The sequence below is a fragment of the Acidovorax sp. genome, assembly GCF_046314175.1.
Taxonomy (GTDB): domain Bacteria; phylum Pseudomonadota; class Gammaproteobacteria; order Burkholderiales; family Burkholderiaceae_C; genus Acidovorax.
Window position 1 is genome coordinate 94,519 of the sequence record NZ_JBKBXG010000001.1, and the last position, 15,256, is coordinate 109,774.

General features: G+C 64.5%; 16 protein-coding genes. 5 read left to right on the top strand and 11 right to left on the bottom strand.

What is annotated here, in order from left to right:
- Position 1 precedes the first annotated feature (1 nt).
- Positions 2-298, top strand: a complete 297-nt coding sequence (locus ACK4OE_RS00385) for a hypothetical protein (RefSeq protein ID WP_409882280.1) — start codon at positions 2-4, stop codon at positions 296-298.
- A 460-nt stretch (positions 299-758) separates the two neighbouring features.
- Here ACK4OE_RS00385 and ACK4OE_RS00390 read toward each other — a convergent pair whose 3' ends face one another.
- From ACK4OE_RS00390 to lplT, 8 genes are all read right to left on the bottom strand, one after another.
- The gene (locus tag ACK4OE_RS00390; protein WP_409882281.1) at positions 759-1,505 is read right to left on the bottom strand and encodes a hypothetical protein; all 747 of its coding nucleotides are present in this window, start codon (positions 1,503-1,505) and stop codon (positions 759-761) included.
- An 8-nt stretch (positions 1,506-1,513) separates the two neighbouring features.
- The gene (locus tag ACK4OE_RS00395; RefSeq protein WP_409882282.1) at positions 1,514-1,921 is read right to left on the bottom strand and encodes a DUF2628 domain-containing protein; all 408 of its coding nucleotides are present in this window, start codon (positions 1,919-1,921) and stop codon (positions 1,514-1,516) included.
- Positions 1,922-2,050: 129 nt separating this feature from the next.
- The gene (locus ACK4OE_RS00400; protein ID WP_409882283.1) at positions 2,051-2,524 is read right to left on the bottom strand and encodes an OmpA family protein; all 474 of its coding nucleotides are present in this window, start codon (positions 2,522-2,524) and stop codon (positions 2,051-2,053) included.
- Positions 2,525-2,654: 130 nt separating this feature from the next.
- Complete coding sequence (locus ACK4OE_RS00405; protein WP_409882285.1) at positions 2,655-3,143, bottom strand: hypothetical protein; 489 nt, start codon at positions 3,141-3,143, stop codon at positions 2,655-2,657.
- Positions 3,134-3,685 carry a hypothetical protein gene (locus tag ACK4OE_RS00410; RefSeq protein WP_409882286.1) on the bottom strand — a complete coding sequence of 184 codons (552 nt, stop codon included), beginning with the start codon at positions 3,683-3,685 and terminating at the stop codon, positions 3,134-3,136. Before ACK4OE_RS00410 ends, ACK4OE_RS00405 begins: the two co-directional genes overlap by 10 nt.
- A gap of 247 nt (positions 3,686-3,932) precedes the next feature.
- A complete protein-coding gene (locus tag ACK4OE_RS00415) occupies positions 3,933-4,418 on the bottom strand; it encodes a glutathione peroxidase (RefSeq protein ID WP_409882288.1) in 486 nt (161 codons plus the stop codon).
- A 76-nt stretch (positions 4,419-4,494) separates the two neighbouring features.
- The gene (locus ACK4OE_RS00420) at positions 4,495-5,391 is read right to left on the bottom strand and encodes a DMT family transporter (RefSeq protein WP_409882290.1); all 897 of its coding nucleotides are present in this window, start codon (positions 5,389-5,391) and stop codon (positions 4,495-4,497) included.
- A gap of 274 nt (positions 5,392-5,665) precedes the next feature.
- A complete protein-coding gene (gene lplT / locus ACK4OE_RS00425; RefSeq protein ID WP_409882291.1) occupies positions 5,666-6,970 on the bottom strand; it encodes a lysophospholipid transporter LplT in 1,305 nt (434 codons plus the stop codon).
- Between the two features lie 159 nt (positions 6,971-7,129).
- Here lplT and alr point away from each other — a divergent pair, with 159 nt between their 5' ends.
- Together alr and ACK4OE_RS00435 are read left to right on the top strand one after the other, a co-directional pair.
- Positions 7,130-8,245 carry an alanine racemase gene (gene alr, locus ACK4OE_RS00430; RefSeq protein ID WP_409882292.1) on the top strand — a complete coding sequence of 372 codons (1,116 nt, stop codon included), beginning with the start codon at positions 7,130-7,132 and terminating at the stop codon, positions 8,243-8,245.
- Between the two features lie 171 nt (positions 8,246-8,416).
- Positions 8,417-9,313 carry a hypothetical protein gene (locus ACK4OE_RS00435; RefSeq protein ID WP_409882293.1) on the top strand — a complete coding sequence of 299 codons (897 nt, stop codon included), beginning with the start codon at positions 8,417-8,419 and terminating at the stop codon, positions 9,311-9,313.
- A gap of 98 nt (positions 9,314-9,411) precedes the next feature.
- On the opposite strand, the gene ACK4OE_RS00440 is transcribed toward ACK4OE_RS00435, so the two are convergent.
- Complete coding sequence (locus ACK4OE_RS00440; protein WP_409882294.1) at positions 9,412-10,380, bottom strand: LytTR family DNA-binding domain-containing protein; 969 nt, start codon at positions 10,378-10,380, stop codon at positions 9,412-9,414.
- A gap of 174 nt (positions 10,381-10,554) precedes the next feature.
- On the opposite strand from ACK4OE_RS00440, the gene ACK4OE_RS00445 reads away from it, so the two are divergent.
- Positions 10,555-11,751: an acyltransferase family protein gene (locus ACK4OE_RS00445; RefSeq protein WP_409882296.1), complete on the top strand. Its 1,197-nt coding sequence runs from the start codon at positions 10,555-10,557 to the stop codon at positions 11,749-11,751.
- On the opposite strand, the gene ACK4OE_RS00450 is transcribed toward ACK4OE_RS00445, so the two are convergent.
- Positions 11,733-12,230: a MarR family winged helix-turn-helix transcriptional regulator gene (locus tag ACK4OE_RS00450; RefSeq protein ID WP_409882297.1), complete on the bottom strand. Its 498-nt coding sequence runs from the start codon at positions 12,228-12,230 to the stop codon at positions 11,733-11,735. The genes ACK4OE_RS00445 and ACK4OE_RS00450 overlap by 19 nt on opposite strands.
- 72 nt (positions 12,231-12,302) lie before the next feature.
- On the opposite strand from ACK4OE_RS00450, the gene ACK4OE_RS00455 reads away from it, so the two are divergent.
- On the top strand, positions 12,303-13,115 hold the full coding sequence (locus ACK4OE_RS00455; RefSeq protein ID WP_409882298.1) for a siderophore-interacting protein: 813 nt from the start codon (positions 12,303-12,305) through the stop codon (positions 13,113-13,115).
- Positions 13,116-14,076: 961 nt separating this feature from the next.
- Here the strand turns inward: ACK4OE_RS00455 and ACK4OE_RS00460 are convergent.
- A complete protein-coding gene (locus tag ACK4OE_RS00460) occupies positions 14,077-15,237 on the bottom strand; it encodes a trans-sulfuration enzyme family protein (RefSeq protein ID WP_409882299.1) in 1,161 nt (386 codons plus the stop codon).
- Positions 15,238-15,256 lie beyond the last annotated feature (19 nt).

The window sequence follows — 15,256 nt, forward strand, 5'->3', positions numbered from 1 at the left end:
TTTGCTATCAGAAAAAAACATCGAGAATATAAATTCCGGAAAAACAAGGGGCTATTCGGTTGAGAAAATAATAAATAATATTAATTATTTCTTGGAGTATGCGATAAAAAAAAGTGAGGGTGAGTACATTTGCTATTTTTTCTCCATCCCTTGTGATCAGATGGATGTGATGGAAGATTCTGAAAGTGATGCGAAAATTGAGAGGTTTGAATCCCTGGAGGAAGCTCTGAAATTCATTCAGATAAACGGGGGCGAGTTCGATAGATTCTCTGCATTTAAAGGTGTCAAGCCAATTTGACAGCTTTTACGGCATGACCAGAAAGTGCATATGTAGTCAGACAAAACAGCACTACCGCCAACGACGATCAGCGCGGTGACGGAAGCGCGCAAGGTAGGCGCATCGCGAGCAGCTTTGGCGCCACCGTATTCACGTAGGAGGCGGCATGCGACTGCTGCGAGAGCGCCAGCACAGCAAACCAGCATTTACATCTCCGAGTCGGCCGTTATCCGCACTGGCGCCTATTGATGGAATAGGGGGCATAGAACCAGAATCGGCAGCAGCATACCCATTGGGAAGAGACCACGCGCAAGGCAAGCAGGACAGCGTGCCCGCGATCACCTGCAATGGTCATGGGAGTGGGCCCCGGCAAATTAATCCTCAACCGGAGCGGGAGCGCCGACAACCCAGGTCCAATACTTTCTACAGCCACAGCAGGAGCTCCCACCGCACAGTCGCTGGCAACTCGTTTCTGCGTAAGTCAGCCGTGTGCCATTCGCCGCAACTTGCGCTTGCGCAGCGACTTGTCGATCACAACAATGCAGGCGAGCACCAGGCCCAACGCAGCCAATACCAGCAACCCTGAGCCAATACACACCACGCGAAATTGTGCTTCGGCGTTTCCCTGTTCGCGCTCGTAGGGCATCTGGATCGAATCGAATACTTGGACGGGCAGCTCCTGGGTGCTGCTGCGGCTCCAGCAGGTTGCGATGGCGAACCGCCCGTCGATGAGGAAGGCATAGCCTGCGACCTTTTGCGCTGCACGAAAGTCTTCTGCTCGCCCGCTCGTCTCAGATACAGGGCTTGGCGCTTCGGATCGGGCGATCTCGAAGAACACGCCTGGAAACCCAGACATTTCCACCAGCGTGGTGGTGACCGAGGAGTCCGGTCCCAGGCCAAGCTGCTTTCGCAACCCGGCCTCGATGTGCTCCTCCGCAAATTCCATCGAGAGTTCTGGAAAAAGCTTAAAGATCCACGAAACGTGCCACGGCGGCACTATTTCAGCCAGTGCGAACTCCGCGTCTTCGTCATCTTGTCCTTTGAAGACAGACGCCAACCCCGTACCGCGAAATTCAGCCGCAGAAACTTGCCGCAGTGGCAGGTCTGGTGAAAGCGCCATCCCACTCGGGAGGCGGGCTGTTTCAGCCGCGTACACCGTTGTGGCCAAGCTGAACCAGCCCAGGGTTAGCACGACGGTCAGTGCCAGCCAGTGCTTTTGCGTTGCCACGACCCGGGTCACACCCGCCAGTCTTCGCGCCCCAGAACCTTCTTTTGGTAGTACAGCGCGTTCACGCGGACGCCACAGGCCATGGTCAGCCCAACGCCTAAGCCATTCATCACGCTGTCGGGGATGCCCAGCATGCCCCCGATGAACCCCAGAGCCAGCCCAGCGCTGACCAAGAGGATTGCCTGGCGCCACAAGCCCAGCACCAAGAGGTAGATGAACGAGAAGAAAAATGCGTAGAAATTCATGCCGACCTTGATGCGGTCCTTCCAGTGCAACTGCTTGATCGCTGCTTGAAACGCGGGTGACGGAGCCCCGAGACCCGGAACGCCGTGCTTCTCAAAAAAATCAAATCGGAACTTCCACTTGTCGCTCAGGTTGGAATCAAGTCGAGAAATATTGTTGTTTGCGTCAGTCATTGGAGCTTCAAAAAAATCGAATCACAACCGCATAGGAGCGCTTCGAAGATCGCCTCAAAAAGGGTGCATCAGGAAGGAGCAGCAAGCGCGGCACGGTGTGCAGCAGAGGTGCGCTCCCGCAGCGGCATCTCACTTCGCCACGATCTTCACTGCATGCAATGCCTGCATCGTGTTGAACTTCACCCGAATCGTTTTGGCAGGCACCCCCAGGCGCACGAGTTCGTTGCGGGCGGCCATGGCGCGCATCAGGGCGATGTCTTTTGCGTCGACGGGGGCGTCTTTGCGGTGGCAGTAGCCGGTGATCTCCAGGCGCTCATCGGCTTGGCGCGTTTCTGCAAGCCGTGCCAGCAGGGCCAGGGTTTCTGGCGACAGCTTGACCTGCGTGGGGCCGAACTCGGCAACGATGCCGTCGTCGGGCAGGCGGGGTTGCTCGGCAACAGGTTCTGGTGGTGGCGCGGGTGTGGGGGCTGGGGCGACTTCGGCGGGCGCCGAGGGGGTGGCTGCGGTGGTTTCGTCAGAAGACGCAGCAGGTGTTCCGGCACATCCCGCCAGCAACAGGGCAGCGACAAACAGGCTCAGAGACAGGGTAAGAGGTTTGAACATGGTGGATTGCTTGAGGTTGGTGATGATGATTGCGGAGTTGGCGCGACGAGCTGTGATGGCAATGGCATGACATGACGCGCCAGCGCCCATGCCAGCCGTCGAACCAAACCGGGCCGCGCCGTGCCCTTCGCTACTGCGACAGCTGCCAGAAAGTGACCTGAACAAACTTGGCGTCGTTCGCCCAGGGGTCCCAGATGGTTTTGTCGCCCTTGCTCATGGCGCCGGGCCACGAACCCAGAGACGTGGACATGGCGGGTGCGTAGCTGCCACGCGTGCGCAGGGTTTCGGTCTTGCCGTTCTTGGTGTAGCTGTAGCCGCCAGCAGGGATGTCGCCGCCGGGGTACACCACGATCACGTGGCCGTTGGAGGATTCGGTTTTGCCGCCCACCACCAGCACGCCTTCGCGGGCGAGGCGGCCGACCTGACCGGACGCAACCACCTTCCAGTGCGCCTGCCCACGCAGGTGCTCAATGAGCGCGTTGGCGTTCATCCACGGCTGGTTGGGCAGGTACTGCTTGACGACATGCCACACCGCATGGCTGCACGAGTGTGGATGCAGGTCATACGCGGCGTCGCAGGCCTGCTTGAGTTTGCTGACAGAGTTGGCGTCTACGGGCACGGGGTCTTGTCCTCTGTAGGGGTTGGGTTGGACGTGGGAGATGAAGGGGTCTGGTAGGCCTGTGCCTTGGCGTTCCAGCGCAGGCTGGGCAAGCGGTAGTTGCCACCCACCGCAGGCGACAGCACTTTCAGTCGCAGTTCATGAGGCACGCCGCGCCGCCATCGGCCAGCGCTTACGACCAGCTCCTGCGGTGGGTCCACCGGAAAAAGATGCGGGAGACGCCCCACGCACCGCCCAGCCGCATCCACCAACACGGGCAGCGGGAAGTTCTCCCACGGCGCATTGGCGGGGAGGTTCTTGTAGTGATCGTCAGTGAAGACGGTGATCAGCCGGATCTGTGGCTGTTGAGAGGGGCGCGATAGGCTGCAGACTTTGGTTGCAGCGCGGTACGGCTCCATGTCCGCAGGCAGCGGGGTGTCCGTGGCTGCGGCCCTGCATTGGGCGGCAGCCACGGTGATGAAGTCGCCAGCAGCCTGTGTAGGCCAGGCACACGCCAGCAGCGATGCGAGCAAAAATGCCCGCAGGGCAGGTGCAGATGTCAAAAGGAATCTCCCCCGAGCAGCGAAATAAGCGAGAGGGTGATCTGGAGTCACCCTGAAACGACAGCGAGTGTCGCCGCAGATTTTTACTGTTTGGCTTCAGGGGCAGCGTTTGGCAACCGCTTGCATCACCTTTAACAAATCACAACAGATACGGGGTGTTTGTTGCGTCAGAAACCTGGGTAAGTGGCCCTGACGCGGTTCGCGTGGAGGGTGCGCCAATGGCACCACCACGCATCAGCTCAGTCTCTCAAGCCAGCGCCGCCTCAATATCCCCCGCCAGCTTCTTGGGCGCATCTTGCGGTGCATAGCGGCGGATGACGTGACCGTCCTTGCTGACGAGGAACTTGGTGAAGTTCCATTTGATGGCCTTGCTGCCCAGCAGGCCGGGGGCTTCGGCGGAAAGCCACTTGTACAGGGGCGAGGCGTTGGCGCCGTTGACGTCGATCTTGGCCATCATCGGAAAGCTCACGCCGTAGTTCAGCTGGCAGAAGCTGGCGATCTCGTCGTTGCTGCCCGGGTCCTGGCGGCCAAACTGGTTGCAGGGGAAACCCAGCACCACCAGGCCCTTGTCGGCGTACTGTTTGTGCAGCTCTTCCAGGCCGCCAAACTGGGGCGTGAAGCCGCAGGCGCTGGCGGTGTTCACAATGAGCAGCACCTTGTCCTTGTACTGCGACAGGGGCACGGTCTGCCCGTTCATCTGCTGGGCTTCAAAGTCGTAGATGCTGGTGGGCATGAGAAAGCTCCTGGGTTGAGATGACGCTCCCATGGTAGCGGGTACCCTTCAAGGGCACGTGCTGCGGGCGTATCACTCAGTGCGCGCTGGCGCCAGGGCGGCGAAACTGCAGCGCGGCCAGCAAAGACGCCAGCAGGATCAGCGCCCCGCCCAGCACAGTGCGGGTGCCCAAGGCAGATGCGCCCATCAGGGCCGACGACACGCTGGCAAACAGGACCTCGGACAGCATGACCAGCGCCGTGGTGCCCGCCGCCAGCCGGGCCGCGCCGAACTGCAGCGCCCAGTTGCCCAGCATCAGCAACACCGCCAGCAACAGGCCGGTGATGACCCAGGTGCTGTTCATTGCCGGGAACGGCTCCACCACACCCACCTGCAACCCGATGCCTGCCACTGCCAGCGCCATCAGCATGCACCCGCCAAACATGGTGACCATGCGCGCTGGCCCCGGCACGGCGTGCAGGCGCCGCAGCGTGACATTGGTGAGCGCAAACATGAAGCCGCCCAGCAGCGCCAGCGCATCGGCTAGCGACAGGTTCTGCCACAGGCGCGCAGCAGGCGCACCCTCGGGCAGCAGCACCAGCACCACCCCCGCAAAGGCCAGGGCCAGGCGCAGCAGCGCGGCCGGGGTGGGGCGCTCGCCCAGAACGCGCCACGCCAGCAGCACCGCCCAGGCGGGCATCAAATAGAACAATAAGATCACGCGCACCACATCGCCAATCGTCACGGCCCAGTTGAACGCGACGTTGTTCAGGCCCGACGCCAACGCCAGCACCCACAGCTGCGGGTGCGCACACACCTGCCGCCAGATGCCCGGCCGCCAGACCAGCAGCGCCAGCAGCACCACCGCGTACATGCAGGCGGTGGCCCACAGCGGGTGCAGCCCCGCCTGGTGCATGCGCTGAAACGGCCACCACGCCAGGCCCCAGACGAAAGCGTTGAACAGCAGGGCGGCGAAGGGCAGGGGGGAATGCATTGAGAGTAAAAAAAGGCTCTGGCGCTTGATATATATGCGCTGATAGCTATCAATTATGAAGCGATCTGCAACCTGCAACGCTGCAGCCGAAACGGGCACGTTCCCCTACCAGTGCACCCGTGGAACCGGCTTTGCCGGGCCACAGGGTGCGTCCCCCCGGGGGAAGCGGCGCAGCCGCTCAGGGGGTTACCAATCCTTCCCGTGGAACTGGCTCTGCCAGGCCACCGGGTGCGTCCCCCTCAGGGGGAAGGCGCCGAAGGCGACTCAGGGGGATTCAGTGGTGCGTATCGTGCCGCGCAATCTGCAGCAGGTGATTGACTTCGTCGGTGTGGTGAATGCAGTTTTGCTGGTGCCAGCGGCGAATGATCCACATGATGCCCGCCACCACCAGGCCAAACGTGATGATGGCGCCAAACACCGACAGCCCGAACTTGAGCGACAGGCTGTAGAACGCGCCCAGGCCCAGGATGCACGCCTGCTCGTTGAAGTTCTGCACCGCAATCGAGCGGCCTGCGCCCATGAGGTTGTGGCCGCGGTGCTGCAGCAGTGCGTTCATGGGCACTACCAGATAGCCGCCCAGGCCGCCCAGCAGGATGAGGAAAGGAATAGCGACCCAGATGTTGCTGATGAACACCATCAAGATCAGCAACAGGCCCATACCAATGCCCAGCGGGATGACCTTGGTGGCCATGTCCAAGCGCATGCGCATCGACGCCACCACGGCGCCCACTGCGGTGCCAATGGCCACCACGCCGGTCAGCGCCGACGCCTGGGTGGTGTTGTAGCCCAGCGCGACGGCGGCCCAGGCCAGCACGATGAATTTGAGGTTGCCGCCCGCGCCCCAGAACAGCGTGGTGGTGGCCAGCGAGATCTGGCCCAGCTTGTCGCGCCACAGGCGGCCGTTGCAGGTCCAGAAGTCGGGCAGCAGACTGAACGCGTTGGACGCCACACTGCGCGACGGGTCTGCGCGCAGCGGGCGCATTTCGACCCCGGTGTGCGGGATGCGGGTGTTGAACCAGGCAGCCAGTGCATACACCAGGATCAGTGCGGCAATGGCTGCTTCGGCGGGGGTAGCCACCCCGGTGTCCACCAGCGGGATGTCAATACTGAGCAGCAGGCCCGACAGGTACGGTCCCACCAGCTGCCCCCCCAGCAGCACGCCCAGAATGATCGACGCGATGGTGAGGCCCTCGATCCAGCCGTTGGCCTTGACCAGCTGCGATGCAGGCAGCAGCTCGGTCAGGATGCCGTACTTGGCGGGCGAGTAGGCCGCTGCGCCCAGCCCCACTACGGCATATGCGATGAGGGGGTGGGAGCCAAACAGCATCATCAGGCAGCCCATCACCTTGATGGCGTTGCTGACGAACATGACCTGGCCCTTGGGCAGTGCGTCGGCGAACGCCCCTACAAACGGGGCGAGCACCACATAAAACAGCGCGAACATGGGCACCAGCGCAGCGCTTTGCCATTCGGGGGCTCCCCCTGTGCGCAACAGTTCAACGGCAGCGACGAAGAGTGCGTTGTCGGCCAGCGAGCTGAAAAACTGCGCCGACATGATGGTGTAAAAACCGCGCTTCATCGAATGGCTGTGGGGTGCATCAGTTCGGCTGATGCCCTGTTAAATGTGAGGAATCGTAGCGAGGGACAGGCGGTTATATCACGCGGATAAACGGCCACAGTGCCAGAATCCTCCGCGTATTCCCCCGGTACTTCACCGACATCGACCTGGTCCTTCTCCATGCCCCGTCCCATTCACGCCACCATCCACACCGCCGCACTGCACCACAACCTTACCCGGGTCCGCCAGGCGGTTCCGGACGCCAAGGTCTGGGCGGTGGTCAAGGCCAACGCGTATGGCCACGGCATCGAGCGCGCGTTCGAGGGCCTGCGCGGCGCCGACGGCTTTGCGCTGCTGGACCTGGCCGAGGCCGAGCGCGTGCGCCAACTGGGCTGGCGCGGCCCCATCCTGCTGCTGGAGGGCGTGTTCGAGCCGCGCGACCTGGAACTGTGCTCGCGCCTGGGCCTGTGGCACGCCGTGCACTGCGACGAGCAGATCGACATGCTGGCCGCCCACAAGACGCAGGTGCCGCACCGCGTGTTCCTCAAAATGAACTCGGGCATGAACCGCCTGGGCTTCACGCCCCAGCGCTACCGCAGTGCCTGGGCGCGGCTCAATGCGCTGCCCCAGGTCGATGAGATCTCGTTCATGACCCACTTCAGCGACGCCGACGGTCCGCGCGGCATCGCGCACCAGATGGCCGCCTTCACCACGGCGGCCGAAGACCTGCCGGGCGAGCGCACGCTGAGCAATAGCGCCGCCATCCTGCGCCACGCGAGCGCTGCCGGGGTGCGTGCCGACTGGGTGCGGTCCGGCATCGTGATGTATGGCAGCGCGCCGGATTACCCGGAGCACACCGCCAGCCACTGGGGCCTGCAGCCCACCATGACGCTGTCGACCCGGCTGATTGCAACGCAGCAGCTGCAAGCGGGCGACACCGTGGGCTACGGCTCGCGCTTTGTCGCCGACGCGCCGCTCACCATCGGCGTGGCGGCCTGTGGCTATGCCGACGGCTACCCGCGCCACTGCGACACCGGCACGCCCGTGCTGGTCAACGGCGTACGCACGCAGCTGGTGGGGCGGGTCAGCATGGACATGGTGACGGTGGACCTCACGCCGCTGCAGCAGGCGGGTGTGGCGGCCGGGTTTGGCTCCGAAGTCACGCTGTGGGGCCAGGCCAGCAATGGCACGGTGCTGGGTGTGGACGAGGTGGCCGGCGCTGCGGGCACTGTCAGCTGGGAGCTGCTGACGGCACTGGCCCAGCGTGTGCCGGTGTCGGTGGACGGCAACGGCTGACCCGGTCTGCCCGCAAGTTCACGCAGCACACGTGTTGCGGGACGCTGGCGCAGTGCAAACTGGTGTGAAATGGCGCAGCGCTGGCCGACTAGGACGGATCCGGACGGGTCGGGTTGATTCGGGCCGATCGTGTTGTCGGCCAGCGCGCCCCTTCATTCCAGCGTCTCATCCATGGCCTCCACACCCAGCGACCGCGCCCGCAAGAAGAACACCTCCAACTGGCGCTCTGTGCGCATGCCGCACCACCCTGTGGCCCGCACGCTGCAGCAGCGCTACAGCCTTCGCCTGCACGGGATGCTGATCGGCAGCTTCACCTTGCTGCTGATGTGGTGCACATCCCATGTGCAGATGGTGCTGGGGGTGGATACGTTGGCGCTGCGCTACCTGGTCACGCTGAGCGTGGGCTATCTGGCGTATCTGCTGGTGCTGCGCGCCTGGGCCTCGCGGCTGGTGCGTCGGCGGGAGTCATCGGGCGACAGCGGCGGCGGAGACCTGCCCGACCTCTGGCCCAGCGGCAACTCGTCCGGGGGCGGAACCAGCAGTGGTGGCGGTGGCGGCCAGATGCCCCTGCCCCGTACAGGTGGCGGCGACTTTGGCGGCGGGGGCGCATCGGGCGACTTTGGTGGGGGGTGGACATCGGGCCTGTCCAACGCGGATTCGGGCGGGAGCAGCAGCGCCGGCAGTGACTCAAGCGCCTTGGGCGACCTGGCCAGCGGCGCGGCCGATGCCATTGGCAGCTCCGATGAGGGCGCGGTGGTGGTCGTGCCGGTGGTGGCCATCTTCCTGATCGGCGCCGCGTTGATCTTTGGCGCCGGGTCGCTGGCCATGCTGTTTTTTGGGTGGGATGTGCTGCTGACGGTGGCGGTGGAGCTGGCTTTCTCGGTGGCCACCGCGCGCGCGGCCGTGGGCGTGGAGCGCCAGGGCTGGCTGACCGCCGCCGTGCGCCTGACCTGGAAACCCCTGCTGGGCGCGCTGGTCTGCGCGGTGGTGTTGGGCGCCACCATCGACCATTTCATGCCCGACGTGCAGTCGCTGCCGCAGGCGGTGCGGGTGCTGCAGGGGCGTTGATGCGGCAGCTTGTTTGGTCTGGCTGCTCACTAATTAATAGCTGTCAGCGCTTGATAGATAAGCGCTAGAGGCCAATTTGACTGTTATTTTTCGGATTCTTAGATGTCGGAGATGTCTGTGCCACCGGGCACCAGTGCATTGCGGTAGCGCCGGCTGCAGGGCACCGTGCTGCCATCCCGCATGCGCAGGCGTGCGTCACCGCTGTCCAGCGGTTCGATTTCGGCGATGGCATCCAGGTTGACGGCGTAGCTGCGGTGCACGCGCACAAAACGCGTGGGGTCGAGCTGCGTCAAGAAGTCGGTGAGGGTGGATCGCAACAGGTAGTCGTGCCCGTTGACATGCAGGCCCACATAGTTGGCCTCGGCCTGCAGCCAGGCGATGTCGCTCGCGGCGATGAGGAATTCGCTGCGCAGCTTGCGCACCAGAAAGCGCTCAGGGCGTGGTGGCACAGGTGCCGCCGTCGTGCCGCCGGGCTTGCTCTGTGGTTGGGGCGGCTCGGTGGGCTGGGGCTGCGTGGGCGGCGGCTCTGGCCGTACGGGGGGCTCGGGCGCATCCAGCATGCGGGCCTCGCCCTGCAGGCGCAGCAGCAAAAACCGGTAACCCACCAGCGCGCTCACGGTCAGCGCATAGCTGCGCACGTCCTTCAGGTATTCGTACCCCCACTGCGCCCACCAGTCGGCTGGCTGGTAGCTCTGGCCCACCGCCGCATACCCCGCGTGCCGCAGCGCCAGCATGCCCGCCACGTGCACCGTGCAGTACGCCATGCTGGCCAGCACATGCCAGGGCAGGTGGCGCCCCAAGGTATCCCTGCGCAACGGGAACCGGCGCTCAAACGCCACCACGGCCGGGATCAGTGCGGCCACGATGAGGGTGCTCGACACCTCCCACCACAGCGGTTCCCAGGCGGCCACCGTGCGGCCCACACTGCGCAAATCGACCCAGGTCACCATGGTGTTGAAGACCACCTGCAGCGTCAGCACGATGGCCCAGAAGCCGATCACCGCCCGGCGCTGCAGGGCGCGGTCATGGGGGTAGCGGTCGATCCAGGTGGGCGCGGGAGCGGTCATGGGTGGCAAGTGTAGGCAGGGCAGGGTGGGCGTGGTGGCGTCCGGGGCGCGGCGGTTTCGTCCCTGCTGCCCGCCGCTGGTCCCAGGGGCGCCTCGGCCCGTCCCCCGGGGGCGCTGCGGCAAGGGGTGCGGCCAGAACATGGGGGCTTCTGCGTTACTTGGTTGGTGCCCGCCATGCCCTCACTTCCCGCTGTTCCCATTTCATCCCGCCGCTACGACATCGATGCGCTGCGGGCTCTGGCCTTTGGTCTCGTCATCGTCTACCACCTAGCCATGTACTACGTGGCCGACTGGCACTGGCACCTCAAAAGCCCGCACGCGGCCCCGTGGCTGCAGACGCCCATGCGTGCGCTGAACCTGTGGCGCATGGACCTGGTGTTCCTCATCTCCGGGCTGGCGTTCGGGCTGGTGCGGCGGGGGCAGACGGTGCCCGGGTTGGTCAGGTTGCGCAGCAAGCGGCTACTGCTGCCCCTGGCCTTTGGCATGGCGATGGTCGTGCCCTACCAGCCGTACGCGCAGGGCGTGGCCAACGGGCTCATCGCGCCGGGATTTGGCGACTTTCTGTTGCGCTACTACGCGGGCAGTCGCTGGCCTGCGGGCGCGTTTGACGGCTGGGAGGCGGGCGTGACCTGGAACCACCTGTGGTTTTTGGCCTACCTGTGGGTGTACACCCTGGTGCTGGCGGCGCTGCTGCCCCTGGCCGAATCCGCCGCGGGTCAACGTGTGTGCCGGGCGTTCACCGGCCTGCGCGGAGCCGCGCTGGTGCTGCTGCCCGTGCTGCCCCTGGCGCTGTATTCGGTGCTGCTGTGGCCGCACTTTCCGCCCACGCGGGACCTGGTCCACGACGGCTGGCTGCACGCGGTGTACTTCACACTGTTTGTCTATGGCTACTGGGTCGGCCTGGACACGGGCTTGTGGGCCGAGCTGGTGCGCCTGCGCTGGCGCACGCTGGTTCTGGCCGTGGTGCTGGGCGCCTTGACCCTGGGGTTGCAGGGCCTGGCACAGCGCCATGGCGTGCCGGCAGCCCGGCTGCCCCTGCGTGTGCTGGCGGATGGTTACGCTTGGGCCGCGCTGGTGGCCATCCTGGGCTGGGCGCACCACCGGCTCAACAAGCCCTGGCCCTGGCTGCGCTGGGCCAACGAGTCGGTCTATCCCTGGTACATGCTGCACCAGACGGCGATCATCGTGCTGATGGTCTGGTTGGCCCCTGCGCGCCTCGGCCCGTTGGCGGAGCCGCTGGTTCTGGCCATTGGCACGGTTGCTGTGTGCTGGGGGCTGACGGCCGTGGTGCGGCGCGTGGGTTGGCTGCGGCCCCTGTTCGGGCTGGCTGCGCCGCGCGCCGCCGGTCATGGTCAGCGGCGACCGGAGTGACCGCAGTCGCCACCTGCGTGGCGGCCGTCACCCACCGCCTCCAGGTTGCTGCGCACTTGTTCCAGCAGGGCCAACAGCTGGGCTTGCGTCTGGGCGTCGCAACTCTTGAGCAGCGACGCCGACACCGCCTGCCGCGACGCGCGCATGGCCTTGAACACCGCTTCGCCTTGTTCGCTCAGGGCCAGACAGCGGCTGCGCTTGTCATCGGCGTTGGGCACGCGCTCCAGCCAGCCCTTGTCTTCCAGCATGCCCACCATGCGCGCCACCTGCGCCTTGTCGGCGCCGCTGTGCTGCACCAGTTCCTTCTGCGTGGCGCCGGGGTGGCGGCCCACGAACGAGAGGGCGCGCACCTCGTTCAGCGTCAGCTCGGGGTGGACCGACGCCATGGCGCGCACCATGTGCGCCCGGTAGGTGTGCATCAGGTCATGCATGGCTTCAAAAACGTCAGCAGGGGCGCGCGAGGGCATGGTGTTTTTCATGTCGCCCGCAACAGGTTGACAAAGTCAACTTGTTGGCGGATGATTTGGTTGATTAAATCAACATATTACGTCATGGCCATCACTGATCCATCTGTTTCCAGTCTTTCATCCGGCGCCCCCTTTGTGGTGGAACGCTTCCGCCACCCGCTCACGGCCCGTCAACTGCAGGTGGTGCGGCGCACCCAGGTCAGCCCGGGCTTTGTGCGTATCACTTTGGGCGGGCCAGAGATGGCCGGCTTTGTCAGCCTGGGCTTTGACGACCATTTCAAGCTGATCCTGCCCGCTGCCGACGCAGACCGGCCCACGCTGCCGCGCATGGAAGACGGGCGCCCGGTGTTTGAGGGCCCGCGCCCCGAAATGCGTGACTACACCCCCCAGCGGTACGACGCAGCGGCGGGCACGCTGGAGGTGGAAGTCGCGCTGCACGAGGCGGGCCCTGCATCTGACTGGGCGCGCCAGGCCGCCGTGGGCAGCTGGGTGGGTGTGGCAGGGCCGCGCGGCAGCATGGTGGTGCCGCCTGATTTGCCCTGGCATGTGCTGCTGGGCGATGCGTCAGCCTTGCCCGCCATCGTGCGCCGGCTGGCCGAGCTGCCCGCCAGCACGCAAGCCATCGTCCGTGTCATGGTCGAGAACCCCGCAGACCAGCGCCCGCTGGCCTCTGCCGCAGCGCTGGATGTGGCGTGGGTGGATTCTTTGCCCGCAGCGGCACGCAGCCTGGTGCTGCCCGAAGGCACGAGCTACCTGTGGGCGGCAGGCGAGCACAGCGACATGGCGGAGGTGCGCGATGCGCTGCGCGCCCTGCCGGGTGCCGACCTGCGCCGCATGCGGGTGTCGGCCTACTGGCGGCGTGGTAACCCAGGGCACCACGCAGAGCTGGCGGACTGACGCGCTCTCTACAGGGATCGCCTTGGGCCGTGGCAGGTGCGCCGCGCCTATCCGAAGAGTTTCGCTCCGCCTGAATCGCCGCTACCAAGCGGTCCAGCTCTGCGGTGGTGTTGAACAGCGATGGGGTCACCCGCATCACCGGACCAGAGGCTAACCCTGACTTGGCGACCACAAGAACTCCATGTTTGTTCAAAAAGCGCGCTTGGGCCTCGCGGCCTGCACCATGGTCCGCAGGCCTGCCAAGCGAAACGCACTGATCTCGCCGTAGTTGTCGCACTCCTGCGGCAGCATGATTTCGACACCCGGCACATTCCGCACCCTGTCGACCGAGTAATCGCGCAGGGCACGCAAATGGGCAAACTCGCGATCCAGGCCCTGAGCTCTTGGACGGCCAAGGCTTTGGGAATGCTGAGCCGGGCGGCCACGTCCACCGTACTTGTCGGGATACGGGAGCGCAGGTCCTCAGCCTTGTAGAGCCTGTTGCCCAGCAGCTGCTGAATGTCTGCCTGTCTTTCCTTCTTGATGTAGATGGCACCGGTGCCCAGTGGCGCGGCCACAGATTTTTACAACGAGAAGCCCACGAAATCCGCACCATAGGTTTTGAGTGGCACCAATGGGATGGGACACTGCCGCGCGCGACTTGTTGAGTTCAGGATCGCGCTGAATACCTCGCGCGGCGCTGCGCAAGAACGTGGAGTTGTACCGGGCGACCCACATCAAACGCTCAAAGTCATGTGCCTGAACCTCGCGGGGCATGGCTTCGTATTACGCCGCGTTCAGGTTGATCACCGTGCGGTCCATGTCGTAGAGACACGCAAATTCGGTTTGCAGTGCGTTGGAGCCTGCGGCTGCAGACACCGAGGATGTGCTTGCGCTGCCGTTGCCGCATGGGTGGCGTAGCAGAAAAAGTCGCGTCGTTCGGTCATGAATAGGTCTCTCTGGGGTGCGGTGGTTCGGGTACTCAGTGCGCTGCGGCGGCTTGCAGCGCTTGCTCAAGATCTGCGATGAGCTTGGCCGGGGGCTCCACCCCGATGGACAGGCGGACGATGCCGGCGTTGAATGCGCAGTGCTGGCGCTTGCTTTGTTCTGCTTGGGGGTAGAACGCCGCGAGGCTGTGAACCCCGCCCCAGCTGGCCCCGATCTGGAACAGGCGCAGTGCCGAGAAAAATGGGTGAGCGGCTGCGTCACTGCGGAAGTGAGGGACAAAAGACAGCACGCACCCACCACCGGTGAAAGTAGCCTCCCAGCGTGCGTGGCTGCGGTCCCCAGGCCGCGGCGGAAAGAGGACCTCTGCCACCGCCTCGTGGCTGGCGAGTGCTGAGGCCACGGCCAGCGCACTGGCGCACTGGTGGGCGTAGCGCACTTCCAGCGTGTCCATGCCGCGCAGTGCGAGGAAGCAGTCTTCGGCACTCACGGCCTGCCCCAGAACGCTCTGCGTGGTCCTGAACGCTTCGTACAGCGATCGGTTGTCTGTTGCGATGGTGCCCAGGAGCAGGTCGGAGTGGCCGCTCAGAAGTTTGGATGCCGCTTCCACCACGATGTCCACCCCCGCTGGAACGCCGCGAAACCCGAGGGGTGAGGCCCAGCTGTTGTCGAGCACAGTGCGCACGCCCGCTGCCTGGGCCAGCTTCACGATGGTCGGAATGTCCTGCATCTCCATCGTGATGGAGCCGGGGGATTCCAGAAACACCAGTTGGGTCTGGGGGCGCAGCAAGGCCGCAAGGTCTGCACCGGCTGATGGATCAAAGGTGTCGTGCTCTATGCCAAAGCGCTGCAGGTAGTCGCGGGCAAAGGTGCGCAGCGGGCCATAGGCGGAGTCAGCAATGAGCACATGGTCCCCCGACTTGAGCAGAGACAGGGCGATCAAACACAGCGCGGCCTGCCCGGAAGGTACGGCGACGCAATGGCGGGCTCCTTCCAGCGCCGCCACACGCTCTTCCAGCGCGCGCGTGGTGGGTGTGCCGGTGACGCCGTAGGTGTAGCCGTCAAACAGGCGGTCTTTGCGGGATGTGAAGTCGGCGACGGTGTCGAACAGCACGGTGGAGGCCCGCCACACGGCGGGCGACAGGCTGCGAAACTGGTGGTTGGGTGCTTCGGGAGAAGCGTTGGCTGGCGGAATCATGGGTATGACTGGTGTTGGG

What these genes read in the sequence shown, in the direction of transcription:
- lplT (WP_409882291.1), bottom strand. Translation starts at nt 6,970, where the DNA reads ATGAAGCGCGGTTTTTACACCATCATGTCGGCGCAGTTTTTCAGCTCG.
- alr (WP_409882292.1), top strand. Translation starts at nt 7,130, where the DNA reads ATGCCCCGTCCCATTCACGCCACCATCCACACCGCCGCACTGCACCAC.
- ACK4OE_RS00395 (WP_409882282.1), bottom strand. Translation starts at nt 1,921, where the DNA reads ATGACTGACGCAAACAACAATATTTCTCGACTTGATTCCAACCTGAGC.
- ACK4OE_RS00400 (WP_409882283.1), bottom strand. Translation starts at nt 2,524, where the DNA reads ATGTTCAAACCTCTTACCCTGTCTCTGAGCCTGTTTGTCGCTGCCCTG.
- ACK4OE_RS00435 (WP_409882293.1), top strand. Translation starts at nt 8,417, where the DNA reads ATGGCCTCCACACCCAGCGACCGCGCCCGCAAGAAGAACACCTCCAAC.
- ACK4OE_RS00420 (WP_409882290.1), bottom strand. Translation starts at nt 5,391, where the DNA reads ATGCATTCCCCCCTGCCCTTCGCCGCCCTGCTGTTCAACGCTTTCGTC.
- ACK4OE_RS00445 (WP_409882296.1), top strand. Translation starts at nt 10,555, where the DNA reads ATGCCCTCACTTCCCGCTGTTCCCATTTCATCCCGCCGCTACGACATC.
- ACK4OE_RS00455 (WP_409882298.1), top strand. Translation starts at nt 12,303, where the DNA reads ATGGCCATCACTGATCCATCTGTTTCCAGTCTTTCATCCGGCGCCCCC.
- ACK4OE_RS00450 (WP_409882297.1), bottom strand. Translation starts at nt 12,230, where the DNA reads ATGAAAAACACCATGCCCTCGCGCGCCCCTGCTGACGTTTTTGAAGCC.
- ACK4OE_RS00415 (WP_409882288.1), bottom strand. Translation starts at nt 4,418, where the DNA reads ATGCCCACCAGCATCTACGACTTTGAAGCCCAGCAGATGAACGGGCAG.
- ACK4OE_RS00440 (WP_409882294.1), bottom strand. Translation starts at nt 10,380, where the DNA reads ATGACCGCTCCCGCGCCCACCTGGATCGACCGCTACCCCCATGACCGC.
- ACK4OE_RS00460 (WP_409882299.1), bottom strand. Translation starts at nt 15,237, where the DNA reads ATGATTCCGCCAGCCAACGCTTCTCCCGAAGCACCCAACCACCAGTTT.